The organism is Methylobacterium sp. SyP6R (assembly GCF_019216885.1).
Lineage (GTDB): Bacteria > Pseudomonadota > Alphaproteobacteria > Rhizobiales > Beijerinckiaceae > Methylobacterium.
In genome coordinates, this window is sequence record NZ_JAAQRC020000001.1 from 3,547,266 (window position 1) to 3,561,973 (window position 14,708).

Below are 14,708 nucleotides of genomic sequence, written 5' to 3' on the forward strand. Positions count from 1 at the left end.
GCGAGCCAAAGCATGGGCGGAAGGCCCGCGTCACGCTTCCTGCAGGTCGTACAGGGCAGCGAGTTCGGCGTCGTCCAGGGTAACGCCGCGGGGCGCGAGCTGCTCGGCGAGCCGGCGCGACGCGAAGCCGATGAAGCTGCGGGTCTTGGCCGGCAGCAGTCGCGAGGTCGTGACGATGTAGACCGGATGGGGCAGGCTGCGCCATTCGGGCAGGACCTGCTCCAGGCGGCCCGCCTCCACGTCCTCCTCGACGTCGATCGCCTGCAGGAGGCCGATGCCGTGCCCCGACGTGACGAGCCGCCGGGCCATGCCCTGGCTGTTGCTGGAGACCGTGCAGCCGACCGAGGCCGAGACCATCTCGTCGTCTCGCTCCAGCGACCAGGTCCCCGACGACCCGTTGCCCGAGACCGAGGGGGCCACCATGACCGCTTGGTGCCGCACCAGATCGGCCGGGGTCTCGGGCCGCCCGGCCCGGTCGAGATAGTCCGGCGCGGCGAACAAACCGGTCTCGAGCTGCGCCACCTTGCGGGTGATCATCGAGGTCTCCCGCGGCGCCCCGACCACGAGCGCCAGGTCGTAGCCCTCCTGGGCGAGGTCGACGAGATGGGGCCAGAGGTCGAGATGCACCCGCACCTGGGCGTAGCGGAGCGCGTAGTCCCCCGCGACGGCCGAGAGATGGTGCAGGACCCAAGGGTCGGGCGGCGCCGCGATCTTGAGCAGGCCGCTCGGCCCCTTCGCCTGGGCGATCAGCTCGTCGAAGGTCCGCTGCGCCTCTTCCACCAGGCGGGTCGCCTGCTCGAAATAGGCCTCGCCATGCGGGGTCAGCACGATCTTGCGGGTGGTCCGGTCGAGCAGGCGCAGGCCGATGGAGGTCTCGAACTGGGTGATGCGCCGGGAGAGAGACGAGATCGGCACGTCCAGCGCCGCAGCGGCCTGACTGAAGCTCTTCCGTTTCGCGACCTCGACGAAGAGCGCCATGTCGCGAAGGACTTGCGGGTGGGCCAAGCGGGAACCTCCGGGCGGCGGATGGGAGCGCGCGACTGCGCCTCACGAGACTGACCCTCTAGATGATAATGTGCAACTCTAGATAAGGAAACTCCGGGTGTTCGCTGCGTCAGCCGGCCTGTGGAAATCACTTTTCCGCGCGCCTCCGCCCTGTACGCGCGTTGCGGCGGCGCTTCAGAGCCGGCTTCTCAACCCAAAAATGCACAACCTCAAATACAACCTCTGCCGCGGTCGCGGCGCCGGCCCGGTTGACGTAAGCCGGCCTCGCGGGGCAACACCGCGGCGCCGACGCGCAGGACGAGGCGTCGGCGGACCGGAGCCCCGCATGTCTCACCCCGTCTCGCCGCTCGCGCCCAAGCACCAGCCCGCCCTGCCGCCGATCCCCGGCGTGCGCCTCGCCACGGCGCAGGCCGGCATCCGCTACCGCGGCCGCACCGACGTGCTGCTGGTCCTGCTCGATCCGGGCACCCGGGCCGCCGGCGTCTTCACCCGTTCAAAATGCCCCTCGGCCGCCGTCGACTGGTGCCGCGAGACCCTGCGGGCCGGACAATCGGCGCGGGCGCTGGTGGTCAATTCCGGCAATGCCAACGCCTTCACCGGGCTCAAAGGCCGCGACTCGGTGCGCCTCACCGCCGAGATCGCCGGCAAGGCGGCGGATTGCGCGCCGGGCGAGGTCTTCATCGCCTCGACCGGCGTGATCGGCGAGCCCCTCGACGCCACCAAGTTCGATGGCGTGCTCGCCGACTGCGCCGGCCGCACCGGCCCCGGCGCCGAGCGCTGGACCGAGGCCGCCAGCGCCATCATGACCACCGACACCTTCCCGAAGCTCGCTACCCGCCGGGTGCGCCTCGGCGGCGTCGACGTGACGATCAACGGCATCGCCAAGGGCGCCGGCATGATCGCCCCCGACATGGCGACGATGCTGTCCTTCGTGTTCACCGATGCCGACCTGCCTGCCGAGGTGCTGCAGGCGCTCCTGACCCGCGGCGTCGCCAAGAGCTTCAACTGCTGCACGGTCGACGGCGACACCTCGACCTCCGACACCCTGATGCTGTTCGCCACCGCCAAGGCCGGCAACGCGCCCGTCGGGTCGATCGAGGATCCGTCCCTGGCGGAGTTCGCGCACGCACTCGACGACCTGCTCGTCGAGCTCGCCCAGCTGGTGGCCCGCGACGGCGAGGGCGCGCGCAAGTTCGTCACCATCGAGGTCGGGGGTGCGACCGACGACGCCTCGGCCCACCGGATCGCGATGTCGATCGCCAACTCGCCGCTGGTGAAGACCGCGGTGGCGGGCGAGGACGCGAATTGGGGCCGGGTGGTGATGGCGGTCGGCAAGGCCGGCGAGCCCGCCGACCGCGACCGGCTGGCGATCTGGTTCGGCGATGTGCGCGTCGCCGTCGAGGGTGCCCGCGATCCCGGCTACGACGAGGAGGCGGCCTCCGCGGCGATGCGCGGCGACGAGGTCAGGATCGGGGTCGATCTCGGCTTAGGGGATGGGAAGGCCCGGGTCTGGACCTGCGATCTCACCAAGGCCTATGTCGAGATCAACGGGGATTACCGCTCGTGAGGGCGGTTCCGGCGCTCCTCCTGGGTGCCCTGCTGATCGGGCCCGCCCTCGCCGACGATGCGGTGCCCGGCCGGATCAGCGTCATCGGCCGGGCGAGCCGGGAGGTGGCGCCGGACTTCGCCACCGTGGAGGTCGCGGTGGAGAGCCGCGGCCCCAACCCGGCAGCGGCCCTCGACCAGAACTCGGCCGCCGCCCGCAAGGTGGTGGAGCTCGCGGGCGAATTCGGCATCTCGGGTCCCGATCTCGCCACGGCGGCGGTGTCCCTGCGGCCGGCCAGCAAGACGGTGCGCGATCCCGGTGGACAGGTACGGGACGTGCCCGACGGCTACCAGGCCACTAACTCCGTCTCGGTGCGGGTGCGCGACCTCAAGCGCCTCGGCGCCCTGATGCGCCGCCTGCTCGACGGCGGGGCCGACCGGATCGGCGGCGTCGCTTTCGGGCTGTCGGAGCCCGGCGAGACCGAGAACGCCGTCCGGGCCGAGGCGGTGCGGGATGCGCGGCGCCAGGCCGAGATCCTGGCCGAGGCAGCGGGGACCCGGCTCGGGCGCCTCGAGAGCATCGTCTCGCCGCCGCGGGAGGGCGCGCCGGCGCCGATCCTCGCCCGCGCCTACGCCGCCAAGGGCGCACCGGGCGGCCTCGCCGTCCCGGTCGAGCCCGGCACCCTCACGGTCGCGGCGGCCGTCGAGGTCACCTATCAGGTCGCGCCCTGATGGGCGCGACCTCCTTCCAGGCGAGCCGACCCGGACAGCCGAGACCCTGATGGCAGATCCCCTCAAGCTCCTCCTCGTGGTGGCGGTCGCCCTCGTCGATCCGGACGGGCGCGTGCTCCTGGCCCAGCGCCCGCCCGGCAAGCAGCTCGCCGGCCTGTGGGAGTTTCCGGGCGGCAAGATCGAGCCCGGCGAGCGCCCGGAGGAGACGCTGATCCGCGAACTCACGGAGGAGCTCGGGATCACCGTGAAGGCGGATTGCCTCGCGCCCCTGAGCTTCGCGAGCCACCCCTACGAGACCTTCCACCTCCTGATGCCGCTCTATGTCTGCCGGCGCTGGGAGGGTTTCGTGCAGTCGCGCGAGGGGCAGGCGCTCAAATGGGTGCGCCCGCGCGACCTCGCGAGCTACCCGATGCCCCCGGCCGATCTGCCGCTGCTGCCGGCGATCGTCGACCTGCTCGGGCCGTGACGATCACTCGGTCAACTCCTCGATCGCGTCGACCTTGCTCGGGTAGAACGCGAGGTGATCCTTGATCGCCGCCACCGCCGGGAACGGCGCCTCGTAGCTCCACACCGCGTTCGCCCGCTCGATCCCGCCGGCCGTGAGCGAGTAGTAGCTCGCATCGCCCTTGTGCGGGCAGTGCGTGCGGTGCTCGGTGCGGTCGAAGAGGTCCATCTCGGCATCGTCGCGCGGGATGTACTGCACCGGCGGCATGCCGCCCTCGCGCAAGGTGAGCGCCCGGGTGGTCTCGGCGACGATCGTGCCGCCGAGCATCACGCGGATGCGGTGGGGATTCGGGGTGATCGTGATCGGATGATCCGTCATGACGGCTCCTTGCGTTCGACGGTGCCGAGGGCGTCGGCCAGCCGGGCCTGGGCGCTGCCCGGCCGCAGCGGCTTCTGCTGGCTCTCGTGCGGCACCCAGCCCGAGAGCCAGATCAGCTCGAAGGTCGCGCGCAGGCGCCCGTCGGCATCGGCGAAGCGCTCCGCATAAAGGGCCGCCGCCCGCATCAGGGTCGCGCGGCGCAGGGCGCCGCGGCGCTCGCGGAGCGCATTGGTGAGCCCCATGGCGCGCAGGTCGCGCATCAGCCCGAAGGGATCGCCATAGCGCACCGTCACGGTCTCGACATCGGTGACCGGGAGGGCGAAGCCGGCGCGCTGGAGCAGGCCGCCGAGGTCGCGCACCTCCGCGAAGGGCGCGACCCGCGGGCTCACCCCCCCCTCGACCTCGCTCTCGGCCTGGGTCAGCACCTGGCGCAGCTCCGTCAGGGTGCGCCCGCCGAGCAGGCACCCGACGAACAACCCGTCGGGCTTCAGCGCCCGGCGGACCTGCACCAGGGCGCCCGGCAGGTCGTTGGCGTGCTGGAGCGCCAGCATCGACACCGCGAGGTCGAAGCTCCGATCGGCAAAGGGCAAGGCCTCCGGATCGCCGACCGCGACCGCGACGCCGGGGCTGCCCGGTTCGGGGACGGGAGCGAGCCGCGTGACGGCGCCGGCCCGGCCGCTCTGCGCGAGCCACGTCGCCGCCGCCGGAACCGGGGTGGCGAGGTCGAGGGCACAGGGGAACTCCCGCAGCACGGCACCCAGGCGGTCCGACAGGTCGTCCACCGCCCGCGCGACCAGGAAATCGGCGAAGCCGGCACGGCGGGCGCGGGCGAGGCGCGTGCGGATCAGGGCGGAGTCGAACAGGAGCGGCGAGGACATCGCCCGCTAGATGGCGCGGCTGCGGGCCCGGCGCCAGAGCTTCGCGCGATGCGAGGGCCGCCCGATGACGGAAAAGGCGCGGGTTTCTCCTCTCCCCGCCCGCGGGGAGAGGAGAAACCCGCGCCTTTTCTTACCCGCACAGCCCTGCACGTCACGGTAGATACAAAAGACACCGCGACGATCGCGCCTTGCCAAATCGTTCAGCGAATCGGGGTAAGGGTGGGCCCGTGACCCGCGCCCTCCTCCCCCTCCTCGTGTCCCTGGCCCTCGCCTCCCCGGCGCTGGGCGCCCCCGCCTCGCCCGCCGCAGAGAGCAAGGAGGAGACGGTCGAGCAGGCCCTGTGCCGGCTGATCGAGGGGGCCGCCCAGTCGAAGGGGCTGCCGGTCGCCTTCCTCACCCGGCTGATCTGGCGCGAGAGCAGCTTCCGGCCCAGCGCGGTGAGCCGCGCCGGGGCGCAGGGCGTGGCGCAGTTCATGCCCGGCACGGCGCAGGAGCGCGGCCTTGCCGACCCGTTCGACCCCGAACAGGCGATCCCGGCGGCGGCGCGGTTCCTGATCGACCTGCGCGGCCGCTTCGGCAATCTCGGCCTCGCCGCGGCGGCCTATAACGGCGGGCCCGGCCGCGTCTCGGCCTGGCTTGCCGGCACCGGCGGCCTGCCGGCCGAGACCCGCGCCTACGTCGCGGCGATCACCGGGCGCAGCGCCGAGGATTGGGCCGCCGCCGCCAAGGCGGAGCCCCGCACCGACCTGACCGAGCCCGAGGGCACCCGCTGCCTTCAGGTCACGGCCGCCTTGCGCATCCGCGGCCGCACCGACACCTTCTTCGCCGAGACTGCCGCGGCGCTCGCCCCCTGGGGCGTCCAGCTCGCCGGCAACTTCTCGAAGTCGATCGCGCTGGCGAGCTTCGGCCGGGCCCGCGACCGATACGCCGCGATCCTCGGCGACGTGCGCCCGATGATCATCGGCACGCGGCTGCGCCACCGCGGCACGCGGGCCTTCTACCGCATCCGCGTGCCGTCCGAGACCCGCACGAGCGCCGAGGCCCTGTGCAGCCGCATCCGCGGCATCGGCGGCGCCTGCATCGTCCTGAAAACCTGAGGTTGGCATCGAGTCACCCAAATGGGTGATGACACGGGGGGAGCGCCCCTGCTTCGTTCATCAAGCGGCAACAGTCGCGCGATGGGCGAGCAGGGAGGGAAGCCCCATGAAGTTCGGCGATGGCGTGCCCCGGTGGGCGCGGAGGCGGGTCGAGCGGCATCTGGCCCGCCACGGCGACGGCAAGATCGTCCGCTGGATGTCCTTCGCGACGGGAGGCCGGCACATCCAGCCCGCGGCGGGGCTGCCCGAGATCCCCGGAAACATCCTGCCCTTCATCCGCCGGACCCGGGCGGCTGAACCCGGCCAAGCCGCCCCGCCGCTCGACGCGACGGGGTCGTGATTCACACCTGGAGTCTCATTCCGGTCCGGCGCCGGGCGGCGCCGGCCCCTCTCACCCGTGGCTCTGGCCGATCTCGTCCAGCAGGGCGGTAAACCACGGCGTCGACGGATCGAAGGTCTTGCCGCCGCGGATGCGCGGGAACTCGATCGCCCGCAGGCGGCCGCCCTGATCCTCGTCGTGGCCGATGACGCCCGAGACCCCCTTCAGGCCGCACTCCACCGCGAAGTCGACCATGCCCTGGATCAGCCGCAGGTCGTCGGCATTCGGCGCGGCCGAGCGGCAGAAATGGCCGGATTTCAGCACCAGGCTCTTTTCCGCCCCGATCATCGGCGCGAAGCGGTCGGCGAACCACTTGCCGACATTGATCGTGTCGATCTTGACGTGACCGAATGGATCCCGGCCCAGCACCTCGCCGCGCGCCTCGATCTCGGCCACGATCTCGTCGAGGCCGGCCCCCTCGCTCAGGAAGACCGTGACGCAGTCCTTGGCGTCGAGCCGCGCCCGCAGCCGCTCGGCCTCGCGCGCGATGTCGAAGGGCAGTTCCGGCAGGTAGACCGCATCCACCTCCTTGTGCGCCCGGTCGAGGCCGAATTCCGGGAGGAAGGCGGTGCGGTCCAGCCGGTCGCGATAGGCCTTGGCCGTCGCGGCGGTGAGCCAGCCGCATTTGCGGCCCATGATCTCGTGGACGATCAGCATGCGCGGGTTGGCGCTCTGCTCGTTGACGATGTTCTCGGCGAAGATCGCCCCCTGTTCCGCCGCGCTCCAGGCACCCAGCGTCTGGCGGATCGGCACCACGTCGTTGTCGATGGTCTTCGGCAGGCCGACCACGGTCAGGTGGTAGCCGTTCGCCTCAAGATAGGCCGCGAGATCGGCCGCCGTGGTGTTGGTGTCGTCGCCGCCGATCGTGTGCAGCACCGTGACCCGGTCGCGGGCGAGCTGCTCGGCCGCCACCTTGAGAGGATCCTGCCCCTCCTTGACGAGGCCGCGCTTGACGCAATCCTTGACGTTGGTCAGCTTGATCCGGCTGTTGCCGAGCGGCGATCCGCCGTGGCGGAGGAGCAGGTGGGCCTTCGCCCGCACCTGCGGGGTGACGGCGAGGGAATCGCCAAGGAGCACGCCCTTATAACCGCTACGATAGCCGATGATCTCGGCCTCGGGCGCGAGATCGGTGTAGCGGGCGATCAGCCCGCCGACCGCCGCCGACAGGCAGGGGGCGAGGCCGCCGGCGGTGAGCATGGCGATCTTCTGCGTGGACATGATGGGCTCCGCGTTGCGAAGTGGGGCCCGCCTCGGGGCCCACGTTGCGCCGAAGGGGCCGCAGGTCCGGCCTCCCTCGGATCGTCGTGGCGCCCCGTTCCGCGCCGTCCGGGGACGAAACCGGTCAGTCCTTGTCGAGGCTGAGGTCCGGCGCCTCGGGGTTCTTCATCCCGACGACGTGATAGCCGGCATCGACGTGCAGGATCTCGCCGGTCATGCCGCGGGACATGTCGGAGATCAGGTAGGCGGCGGTCTCGCCGACCTCCTCGATGGTCACGGTGCGCCGCAACGGGGCGTTGTACTCGTTCCACTTCAGGATGTAGCGGAAATCGCCGATGCCGGAGGCGGCGAGCGTCTTGATCGGCCCGGCCGAGATCGCGTTGACGCGGATCTTCTGCGGCCCGAGATCGGCCGCGAGGTAGCGCACCGACGCTTCGAGCGCCGCCTTGGCGACGCCCATCACGTTGTAGTGCGGCATCCACTTCTCGGCGCCGTAATAGGTCAGCGTGAGGAGCGAGCCGCCGTTGCGCATCAGCTTCTCGGCGCGCTGGGCGACGGCCGTGAACGAGTAGCAGGAGATCAGAAGCGACTTCGTAAAGTTCGCCTCGCTGGTCTCGATGTAGCGCCCGGTCAGCTCGTCCTTGTCCGAGAAGGCGATACAATGGATGACGAAGTCGATGCCGTCGGGAAAATGCCGGCCGGCGGCCTCGAAGACCGCGTCGATCGAGGCCGGATCGGTGACGTCGCAATGGCCGACGACGGCGGCGTTCAGCTCGCGGGCGAGCGGCTCGACGCGCTTCTTCAGGGCCTCGCCCTGGTAGGTGAAGGCCAGCTCGGCGCCGTGCTGGTGGGCGCTCTTGGCGATGCCCCAGGCGATCGAGCGGTTGTTGGCGACGCCGAGCACGAGGCCGCGCTTGCCGGCGAGAAGCCCGGTGCGGGGCTGCCCGCCATCCTGTACTTGTGCCCGGTTCGAGTCAGCCATGAGTCACCCAAAGAACAGCCGCCACGGGGGCCGGCGGCGGCCGGTTGGACCCGGCCGTGCATGGCTCCCCAGCGGCTTCCTTAACCGACGCCCGCGGGCGACGGAAGTGCGCCGGCTCCGGTAATGCTGCGTGCTCTTCTTCAGGATCAGCTCGTCGCGGCAGCGGCGCGGCGCTTGCGGGCGAACTCGGTCAGGGCCTCGTCGGCATTCGCCGGCAGGGTGACGGCGACGGTGGCGAGCAGGTCCCCCTTCGTCCCGTCCTTCTTCGGCAGACCCTTGCCGCGCAGGCGGAAGACCCGGCCGGAACTGGTCATCGGCGGAATCTTCATCTCGACCGCACCGGTCAGGGTCTGGATCCGGATCGGCCCGCCCAGCACCGCATCCTCGAGCGGGACCTCGGCGGTGGTGCGCAGGTCCGAGCCCTCGATCTCGAAGCGGGAATCGGGGGCGAACCGGATGGTCAGCAGCGCATCGCCCGGCTCGGCGCCGTTTGCGCCCGGATAGCCGAGGCCGCGCAGGCGGATCACCTGGCCGTCGACCACGCCCTTGGGCACCACCGCGTCGACCTCGCGGCCGCTCGGGAGGTTGAGCCGCAGCTTGGTCTCGTTGGCGACCTGGTCGAGGGTCACGGTCAGCTCGGCGGCGACGTCCTCGCCCTTCTGCGGCGCGGCGCGCCCGGCACCGCCGGCGGAGCGGAAGGCCTCGCCGAACAGGTGCGAGAAGATGTCTTCGCCGAAGCCGCCGGCCCCACCGCCGCCCGCTCCGCCGCGGGCGCGGGCCATCGACTCGAAGTCGAAGCCGCCGCCACCGCCGCGGCCGGCCCCGCCGGCACCGAAACCCTCGAAGCCGGTGAAGCGGGGCTTGCCGTCGCCGTCGATGGCACCGCGGTCGAACTGCTCGCGCTTCTTGGCGTCGCCGAGGATCTCGTAGGCCTGGTTGACCTCGGAGAAGCGGTCCTGCGCCTTGGCGTCGTTCTTGTTGCGATCGGGGTGGTAGGCCTTGGCGAGCTTGCGGAAAGCCTTCTTGATCTCCGCCTCGTCGGCCGAGCGGCTCACGCCGAGTACGTCGTATGGGTTGCGCATGGCGATCCGATGGCGATTCGAGCGGCCCGGCTCCGGTGCGACGCGCCCGGGCGCGGGTCCGCCAGCGTGAATGGGTTGAGCCCTATCTGGCGACCGTGTTGCCGGATTGCAACGCAGGCGGAAGCGGCAAGCGCTGAAGGTACGTCACTTCCGGGGGCAGCGCCACGGTGGGCGATTCGGGAGGAGGATTGGCGGGGGTGTCTCCTCTCCCCGCGGGCGGGGAGAGGGCCGTGTCACGTCCAGGTGATACGGCAAGCGGAGGCGCAGCCGAAGCGAGGGTGAGGGGGTCTCGACGAGTGAGGCTCCTCCGGAAACACCCCCTCACCCTCGCCCTTCGGGCTTGCTGCATTCCCTGAACAGGAATGCAGCCCTCTCCCCGCCAGCGAGGAGAGGAGACACCCCCGCCATTCCCGATGCGACCAGCGCCCCGGCCCCTGCGCGCCCCCTCACCCCGGCTTCGTCGTCGTCTTCAGGCTCTTCAGTTCCCAGGCCCCCCCCGACGGACGGCAGCCGGTGCCGCGCACGAAGCGGTTGCCGCCGGGACCGATCACCGAGGCGAGGAAGCCGCGGCAGATCTCGTCGTTCTTCACGAAGGGCAGCCCGGTCGGGTTGACCATGCCGCGCATGCCCGAATCCGGGTTGTCCCATTTCACCGGCTGGCCGTTGCCCTGGGGATCGAGGGCGACGGAGAGCGCCGCCTTGGCCCGGCGCCAATCCTCACCCGAGAGGTCCGGGCCGAAGCTCTTGGGCGCCGCAGGCTCGATGCTGCCGGTGCTCTCCGGCTCCGGCGGCGCCACCTCCACCTGCGGGGTGAACATGATGAGCGGCTGGCTGCAGCCGCCGATCGCCAGGACGCTGCCCAGGGCGCCCGCCGCGACGACGAGCCCGAGCGTCACCGAACCGACTTTACACGCACCCGAACGCATTACACCTGTTCTCACGACCGGGCGGCCGCCGCGACGCATGGGGATGCGACGCCGGCCCGCCCCCGGCTCCGGTTGTCACACTGGCCATCAAGCCACTTGGGTAAGGACGATGCCGTGAACGAGTTAACGAAAGATGATTTCACCCGGAACCCGGATCCCTGGGTCCTGTTCCGGCAATGGTTTGCCGAGGCGCAAGCCGCCGAGCCGGAGGACCCGAACGCCATGGCGCTCGCCACCACCGACGCCGACGGGCTGCCGGACGTGCGCATCGTGCTCCTGAAGGACGCGGACGAGCGCGGATTCGTGTTCTACACCAACACCCTGTCGATGAAGGGGGTGGAGCTCTCGGACAATCCGCGCGCCGCCCTGGTGCTGCATTGGAAGAGCCTGCGCCGTCAGGTCCGGGCCCGCGGGACCGTGACGAAGGTCGAGGATGCGGAGGCCGACGCCTATTTCGCCACCCGCGCCCGCGACAGCCGCCTCGGCGCCTGGGCGAGCCGCCAGTCGCAACCCCTCGACAGCCGCGAGACCCTGATGCGGGCGGTCGAGGAGGTGGGCGCGCGCTTCCCCGGCGAGACCGTGCCGCGCCCGCCCCACTGGACCGGCTACCGCATCGCCCCGGTCTCGATCGAGTTCTGGCAGGACGGTGCCTACCGCCTGCACGACCGGGTGCGCTTCACCCGCCAGGGCGACGCCTGGGCGGGCCGCCGCCTGTATCCCTGACGCGCAAGGTCCCTGGCGCGCGAGCTTTGCTGCGGCGCGGCGAACCCCGGCCTTCGAGCCCTGGATTTCCGGGGCCCGGAGCCCTACCCTGGGGCTCTTCGCGCCGCGCCACCACCAGCCGGCGCCCCGCACCGGACATCCCTGAGGAACGGCCGTGGCCCAATCGAACGAACGCCGCCGCGTGATGCTGCTCACCGGCGCGAGCCGGGGCATCGGCCATGCCACCGTGAAGCGCTTCTCGGCGGCGGGCTGGCGCGTCATCACCTGCTCGCGCCACCCCTTCCCGGAGAACTGCCCGTGGGAGATGGGGCCGGAGGACCACCTCCAGGTCGACCTCGCCGATCCGGAGGACACGATCCGCGCCGTGCGTGAGGTGGCCGGGCGGCTCGAGGCCGAGGGCGGGCTGCTGCATGCGCTGGTCAACAATGCGGGCATCTCGCCGAAGGGGGCCGGCGGCGCGCGGCTCGGGTCGATCGACACCCCGTTCTCCGACTGGCAGCGGGTGTTCCAGGTCAATTTCTTCGCCCCCATCCTGCTCGCCCGCGGCCTGTGCGACGAGCTGACCCGGGCCCGCGGCTCGATCGTCAACGTGACGTCGATCGCAGGCTCCCGCGTCCATCCCTTCGCGGGGGCGGCCTACGCGACCTCGAAGGCGGCGCTCGCCGGCCTGACCCGCGAGATGGCCTCCGATTACGGACCGCTGGGCGTGCGGGTGAACGCGATCTCGCCGGGCGAGATCGACACCTCGATCCTGTCGCCGGGCACCGACAAGCTGGTGGCGCAGATCCCGCAGCGGCGCCTCGGCACGCCGGACGAGGTCGCCAAGGCGATCTACTTCCTGTGCACCGAGGCCTCGTCCTACGTGAACGGCGCCGAATTGCACATCAACGGCGGCCAGCATGTCTGAGCGGGCGGCTGTCGCGCTCGCGCTCCTGCTCCTCGCCTCGCCCGCAGCCGCCGAGCCCCGCGTCACGCTCCTCGACCTGCCGTTCCGCGTGACGCAGCTGCGCGATGCCGGCAGCGAGGCGGCGCTCGCCGTCACCACTGCCGGGCTGCCGCAGCTGCCGCGCAAGGCCGGCCCGGTCGCGGTGGCGTGGGGCGCGACCGGGGCCGCCGTCCTGACGCTGACGGGGGACACGATCACCGTCGTCCCGCTGTCCCTCGACGCGATCGAAGGCCTGACCGCCGGCGAGACGCCGAAAGGCGCGCTGCCGGGCACACGCCGGGTGCTGTCGGGGCCGGTCAGCGCCTACCTGTCGGGGCCGAGAAGCGGGCCGGACGGGCGCCCCGGCGCCGCCGGGGTGACTCTGCGCGAGCGCCAGAAGGTGACGATGAGCGCCGATCCCAAGCCGGTACCGGTGGCGACCGCGACGGTGCCGCCGGGGGCGGGCGCGGTGTTCTCGGCCGAGACCCTGCGGCCGGTCGAGATCGACGGGGCGCTCAACCTCCTGGCGCTCAGCGAGCATCCGGAGGGCACCGGGCTGGCGGTGATCGGGCGCCAGGACGGTGCCTGGCGGGTGCGGGCCGAGACCCCGCCCGAGCCGGGACCGCTCGCGCTCGCGGCCGACCTGCCCGGCCCGGTGCCCGGCGCCGTGCTGGTGCGCGGCGCGGAGGGCCGGCTCGAACAGTGGAGTCTCGCGGGCGGAACACCGGCCAGGACGGCCAAGAGCGCCGAGGGCAAGGGGTTCTCCGCCCCTGGCGCCACCCTCGGCAGCGAGCTGGTGGTGGCGAGCCGCGACCGCACCGCCCTGGCCTACGTCTCGCTCAAAGGGCTGGCCGAGCGGGCGCGCGTCACCCTGCCGGCGCCGGTCGGGGCCGGCCTCGCGGTCATGGGCAACCGGGTCGTGGTGGCCCTGGCCGACGGGCGGCTCGCCACGGTGCAGGACGGAGATGCGCGGCCGTGAGCGCCGAATCCGACGATCCGGCCTGGCGCCGCCGCTATCCCGTGCGCCCCTTCATCGCCGCGTCCGCGGCCGTGGTGCGCGACGGCCGGGTGCTGCTCGCATCCCGCGGCCAGGCGCCGATGCGCGGCATCTATACCCTGCCGGGTGGCCAGGTGGAGGCGGGGGAGACCCTGGCGGAAGCGGCTCTGCGCGAATTGCACGAGGAGGTCGGGGTGGCGGCCGAGGTGGTCGCCGGGCTGACACCCCTCGAGGTGATCGAGCGCGACGCGAACGGGGCGGTGCTGCACCATTTCGTGATCCATCCCCATGCCGTCCGCTGGCTGTCCGGCGAGCCGACCACCGGGCCGGAAGCCCTGGACCTGCGCTGGGTGACGCCTGCGGAGGCGCACGACCTGCCGACCACCCGGGGCCTGCACGACGTGATCGCCCAGGCCCTCGCGGCAATCGGGGACAAGGCATGAGACGCGCCGTCATCCTGGCCGCCTGCCTCGTCGCGGCTTTGCCGGCTCTCGCGCAGCAAGCCAAGCCGAAAGCGCCGACCAAGCCACCCGAGAAGGAAGCCCCCGCTCCGCCGCCGCCGGCCGACGCGCCGGCCCCCTACGACCGCGACCTCCTGCGCCTGTCGGAGATCATCGGCGCGCTGAGCTTCCTGCGCGAATTGTGCGGAAACCCCGACGCGCCGGAATGGCCCGCCCGGATGAAGGCCCTGCTCGATTCGGAAGGCACCAGCCCGGGCCGGCGCGACCGCCTCGCCGGGGCCTATAACCGGGGCTACGGCGGTTACGCCGTGACCTACCGGGTCTGCACGCCTTCCGCGGTCGAAGCCGCCACCCGCTACATCGCGGAGGGCGAACGCCTGTCGGTGGCGCTCGCAGGGCGGTTCGGCGGTTAACAAACTCCCTGTTGCTGGTCCGCCACGCTGTGGCGTCCGTGTCGAAGAGGGAGGCATTCTCGTGGCGCCGTTAACCTCTTCGCAATTCCTTGCTGGCCCGGCGCCGGCCGAGGGCCTATGAATCGGGACATCACACGAGGCCGCTGCGGATCCGAGACCGCCGTTCTCACCAGAGACCCGATCTCAAGGCTGTCGATGACCGAGTTCGAAACCCACCACGACCCCGCCCTCGATTCCGACCAGGAGGCGAAGCGCGCCGCCCTCAGCTACGTTTCGGAGGCCTTCGCCGAAGGTTGCCTCGACGGGCTCGACGGCGACTGCATGGCCCAGGCGGCCCTGTTCGCGGCGTTCCAGGAACTGGTCCAGACCTACGGCGAGGAGGCCACCGCCCGCTACGCCGAAGGTTTCCCGGAGCGGATTCGCGGCGGCACCTACACGGTGCGGCCTCAAGCCCGGCATTAACGCGTCCCGTCCCGATCGTTGAGGATCGGGACCCAACGCCCCGTCCCACGCGTTCGCGGG

Annotated in this window: 18 protein-coding genes; 11 read left to right on the forward strand and 7 right to left on the reverse strand. The window is 71.8% G+C overall.

All coding sequences use genetic code 11. The features are described from left to right. Positions 1-30: 30 nt before the first annotated feature. Positions 31-1,005: a LysR family transcriptional regulator gene (locus HBB12_RS16400; protein ID WP_236990320.1), complete on the reverse strand. Its 975-nt coding sequence runs from the start codon at positions 1,003-1,005 to the stop codon at positions 31-33. 325 nt (positions 1,006-1,330) lie between these two features. Between HBB12_RS16400 and argJ the strand changes: the two genes are divergently transcribed. Genes argJ through HBB12_RS16415 form a run of 3 tightly spaced genes read left to right on the forward strand, consistent with a single transcriptional unit; the run spans position 1,331 to position 3,748 of the window. Further along, complete coding sequence (argJ, locus tag HBB12_RS16405) at positions 1,331-2,572, forward strand: bifunctional glutamate N-acetyltransferase/amino-acid acetyltransferase ArgJ (RefSeq protein WP_236990321.1); 1,242 nt, start codon at positions 1,331-1,333, stop codon at positions 2,570-2,572. Continuing rightward, a complete protein-coding gene (locus HBB12_RS16410) occupies positions 2,569-3,282 on the forward strand; it encodes an SIMPL domain-containing protein (RefSeq protein WP_236990322.1) in 714 nt (237 codons plus the stop codon). Before argJ ends, HBB12_RS16410 begins: the two co-directional genes overlap by 4 nt. Before the next feature lie 49 nt (positions 3,283-3,331). Further along, positions 3,332-3,748: a (deoxy)nucleoside triphosphate pyrophosphohydrolase gene (locus tag HBB12_RS16415; RefSeq protein ID WP_236990323.1), complete on the forward strand. Its 417-nt coding sequence runs from the start codon at positions 3,332-3,334 to the stop codon at positions 3,746-3,748. A gap of 3 nt (positions 3,749-3,751) precedes the next feature. On the opposite strand, the gene HBB12_RS16420 is transcribed toward HBB12_RS16415, so the two are convergent. Both HBB12_RS16420 and HBB12_RS16425 read right to left on the reverse strand, forming a co-directional pair. Then, positions 3,752-4,105, reverse strand: a complete 354-nt coding sequence (locus HBB12_RS16420; protein ID WP_236990324.1) for a DUF427 domain-containing protein — start codon at positions 4,103-4,105, stop codon at positions 3,752-3,754. Next, complete coding sequence (locus tag HBB12_RS16425; protein WP_236990325.1) at positions 4,102-4,983, reverse strand: methyltransferase domain-containing protein; 882 nt, start codon at positions 4,981-4,983, stop codon at positions 4,102-4,104. The genes HBB12_RS16420 and HBB12_RS16425 overlap by 4 nt, the downstream gene beginning before the upstream one ends. Positions 4,984-5,210: 227 nt before the next feature. Here HBB12_RS16425 and HBB12_RS16430 point away from each other — a divergent pair, with 227 nt between their 5' ends. Both HBB12_RS16430 and HBB12_RS16435 read left to right on the forward strand, forming a co-directional pair. Continuing rightward, positions 5,211-6,080 (forward strand): lytic transglycosylase domain-containing protein, encoded by an 870-nt coding sequence (locus HBB12_RS16430; RefSeq protein WP_236990326.1) that lies wholly within the window; start codon positions 5,211-5,213, stop codon positions 6,078-6,080. 106 nt (positions 6,081-6,186) lie between these two features. Continuing rightward, the gene (locus HBB12_RS16435; protein WP_236990327.1) at positions 6,187-6,420 is read left to right on the forward strand and encodes a hypothetical protein; all 234 of its coding nucleotides are present in this window, start codon (positions 6,187-6,189) and stop codon (positions 6,418-6,420) included. 51 nt (positions 6,421-6,471) lie between these two features. On the opposite strand, the gene HBB12_RS16440 is transcribed toward HBB12_RS16435, so the two are convergent. The 4 genes from HBB12_RS16440 to HBB12_RS16455 all read right to left on the reverse strand — a co-directional run bounded on the left by HBB12_RS16440 (position 6,472) and on the right by HBB12_RS16455 (position 10,637). After that, complete coding sequence (locus tag HBB12_RS16440; RefSeq protein ID WP_236990328.1) at positions 6,472-7,677, reverse strand: pyrophosphate--fructose-6-phosphate 1-phosphotransferase; 1,206 nt, start codon at positions 7,675-7,677, stop codon at positions 6,472-6,474. A 124-nt stretch (positions 7,678-7,801) separates the two neighbouring features. Then, positions 7,802-8,659, reverse strand: a complete 858-nt coding sequence (gene fabI / locus HBB12_RS16445; RefSeq protein WP_236990329.1) for an enoyl-ACP reductase FabI — start codon at positions 8,657-8,659, stop codon at positions 7,802-7,804. Positions 8,660-8,805: 146 nt separating this feature from the next. Next, positions 8,806-9,741, reverse strand: coding sequence for a DnaJ C-terminal domain-containing protein (locus HBB12_RS16450; protein ID WP_236990330.1), 936 nt, complete (start codon positions 9,739-9,741; stop codon positions 8,806-8,808). Positions 9,742-10,187: 446 nt separating this feature from the next. Further along, positions 10,188-10,637 carry an RT0821/Lpp0805 family surface protein gene (locus HBB12_RS16455; protein WP_442919280.1) on the reverse strand — a complete coding sequence of 150 codons (450 nt, stop codon included), beginning with the start codon at positions 10,635-10,637 and terminating at the stop codon, positions 10,188-10,190. A gap of 144 nt (positions 10,638-10,781) precedes the next feature. Between HBB12_RS16455 and pdxH the strand changes: the two genes are divergently transcribed. From pdxH to HBB12_RS16485, 6 genes are all read left to right on the forward strand, one after another. Next, positions 10,782-11,390, forward strand: coding sequence for a pyridoxamine 5'-phosphate oxidase (gene pdxH, locus HBB12_RS16460; protein ID WP_236990331.1), 609 nt, complete (start codon positions 10,782-10,784; stop codon positions 11,388-11,390). Between the two features lie 184 nt (positions 11,391-11,574). Beyond that, entirely contained in the window at positions 11,575-12,297 is a 723-nt protein-coding gene (locus tag HBB12_RS16465; RefSeq protein ID WP_236992802.1) for an SDR family NAD(P)-dependent oxidoreductase, read from the forward strand. Next, positions 12,290-13,294, forward strand: a complete 1,005-nt coding sequence (locus HBB12_RS16470) for a hypothetical protein (protein WP_236990332.1) — start codon at positions 12,290-12,292, stop codon at positions 13,292-13,294. The genes HBB12_RS16465 and HBB12_RS16470 overlap by 8 nt, the downstream gene beginning before the upstream one ends. Then, a complete protein-coding gene (locus HBB12_RS16475; RefSeq protein WP_236990333.1) occupies positions 13,291-13,755 on the forward strand; it encodes an NUDIX hydrolase in 465 nt (154 codons plus the stop codon). The genes HBB12_RS16470 and HBB12_RS16475 overlap by 4 nt, the downstream gene beginning before the upstream one ends. Next, positions 13,752-14,186 carry a TIGR02301 family protein gene (locus HBB12_RS16480; protein ID WP_236990334.1) on the forward strand — a complete coding sequence of 145 codons (435 nt, stop codon included), beginning with the start codon at positions 13,752-13,754 and terminating at the stop codon, positions 14,184-14,186. Before HBB12_RS16475 ends, HBB12_RS16480 begins: the two co-directional genes overlap by 4 nt. A gap of 195 nt (positions 14,187-14,381) precedes the next feature. Continuing rightward, complete coding sequence (locus HBB12_RS16485; protein WP_236990335.1) at positions 14,382-14,648, forward strand: hypothetical protein; 267 nt, start codon at positions 14,382-14,384, stop codon at positions 14,646-14,648. Positions 14,649-14,708: the final 60 nt, after the last annotated feature.

What these genes read in the sequence shown, in the direction of transcription:
- argJ (WP_236990321.1), top strand. Translation starts at nt 1,331, where the DNA reads ATGTCTCACCCCGTCTCGCCGCTCGCGCCCAAGCACCAGCCCGCCCTG.
- HBB12_RS16415 (WP_236990323.1), top strand. Translation starts at nt 3,332, where the DNA reads ATGGCAGATCCCCTCAAGCTCCTCCTCGTGGTGGCGGTCGCCCTCGTC.
- HBB12_RS16420 (WP_236990324.1), bottom strand. Translation starts at nt 4,105, where the DNA reads ATGACGGATCATCCGATCACGATCACCCCGAATCCCCACCGCATCCGC.
- HBB12_RS16425 (WP_236990325.1), bottom strand. Translation starts at nt 4,983, where the DNA reads ATGTCCTCGCCGCTCCTGTTCGACTCCGCCCTGATCCGCACGCGCCTC.
- HBB12_RS16435 (WP_236990327.1), top strand. Translation starts at nt 6,187, where the DNA reads ATGAAGTTCGGCGATGGCGTGCCCCGGTGGGCGCGGAGGCGGGTCGAG.
- HBB12_RS16440 (WP_236990328.1), bottom strand. Translation starts at nt 7,677, where the DNA reads ATGTCCACGCAGAAGATCGCCATGCTCACCGCCGGCGGCCTCGCCCCC.
- fabI (WP_236990329.1), bottom strand. Translation starts at nt 8,659, where the DNA reads ATGGCTGACTCGAACCGGGCACAAGTACAGGATGGCGGGCAGCCCCGC.
- HBB12_RS16450 (WP_236990330.1), bottom strand. Translation starts at nt 9,741, where the DNA reads ATGCGCAACCCATACGACGTACTCGGCGTGAGCCGCTCGGCCGACGAG.
- HBB12_RS16465 (WP_236992802.1), top strand. Translation starts at nt 11,575, where the DNA reads ATGCTGCTCACCGGCGCGAGCCGGGGCATCGGCCATGCCACCGTGAAG.
- HBB12_RS16470 (WP_236990332.1), top strand. Translation starts at nt 12,290, where the DNA reads ATGTCTGAGCGGGCGGCTGTCGCGCTCGCGCTCCTGCTCCTCGCCTCG.
- HBB12_RS16480 (WP_236990334.1), top strand. Translation starts at nt 13,752, where the DNA reads ATGAGACGCGCCGTCATCCTGGCCGCCTGCCTCGTCGCGGCTTTGCCG.
- HBB12_RS16485 (WP_236990335.1), top strand. Translation starts at nt 14,382, where the DNA reads ATGACCGAGTTCGAAACCCACCACGACCCCGCCCTCGATTCCGACCAG.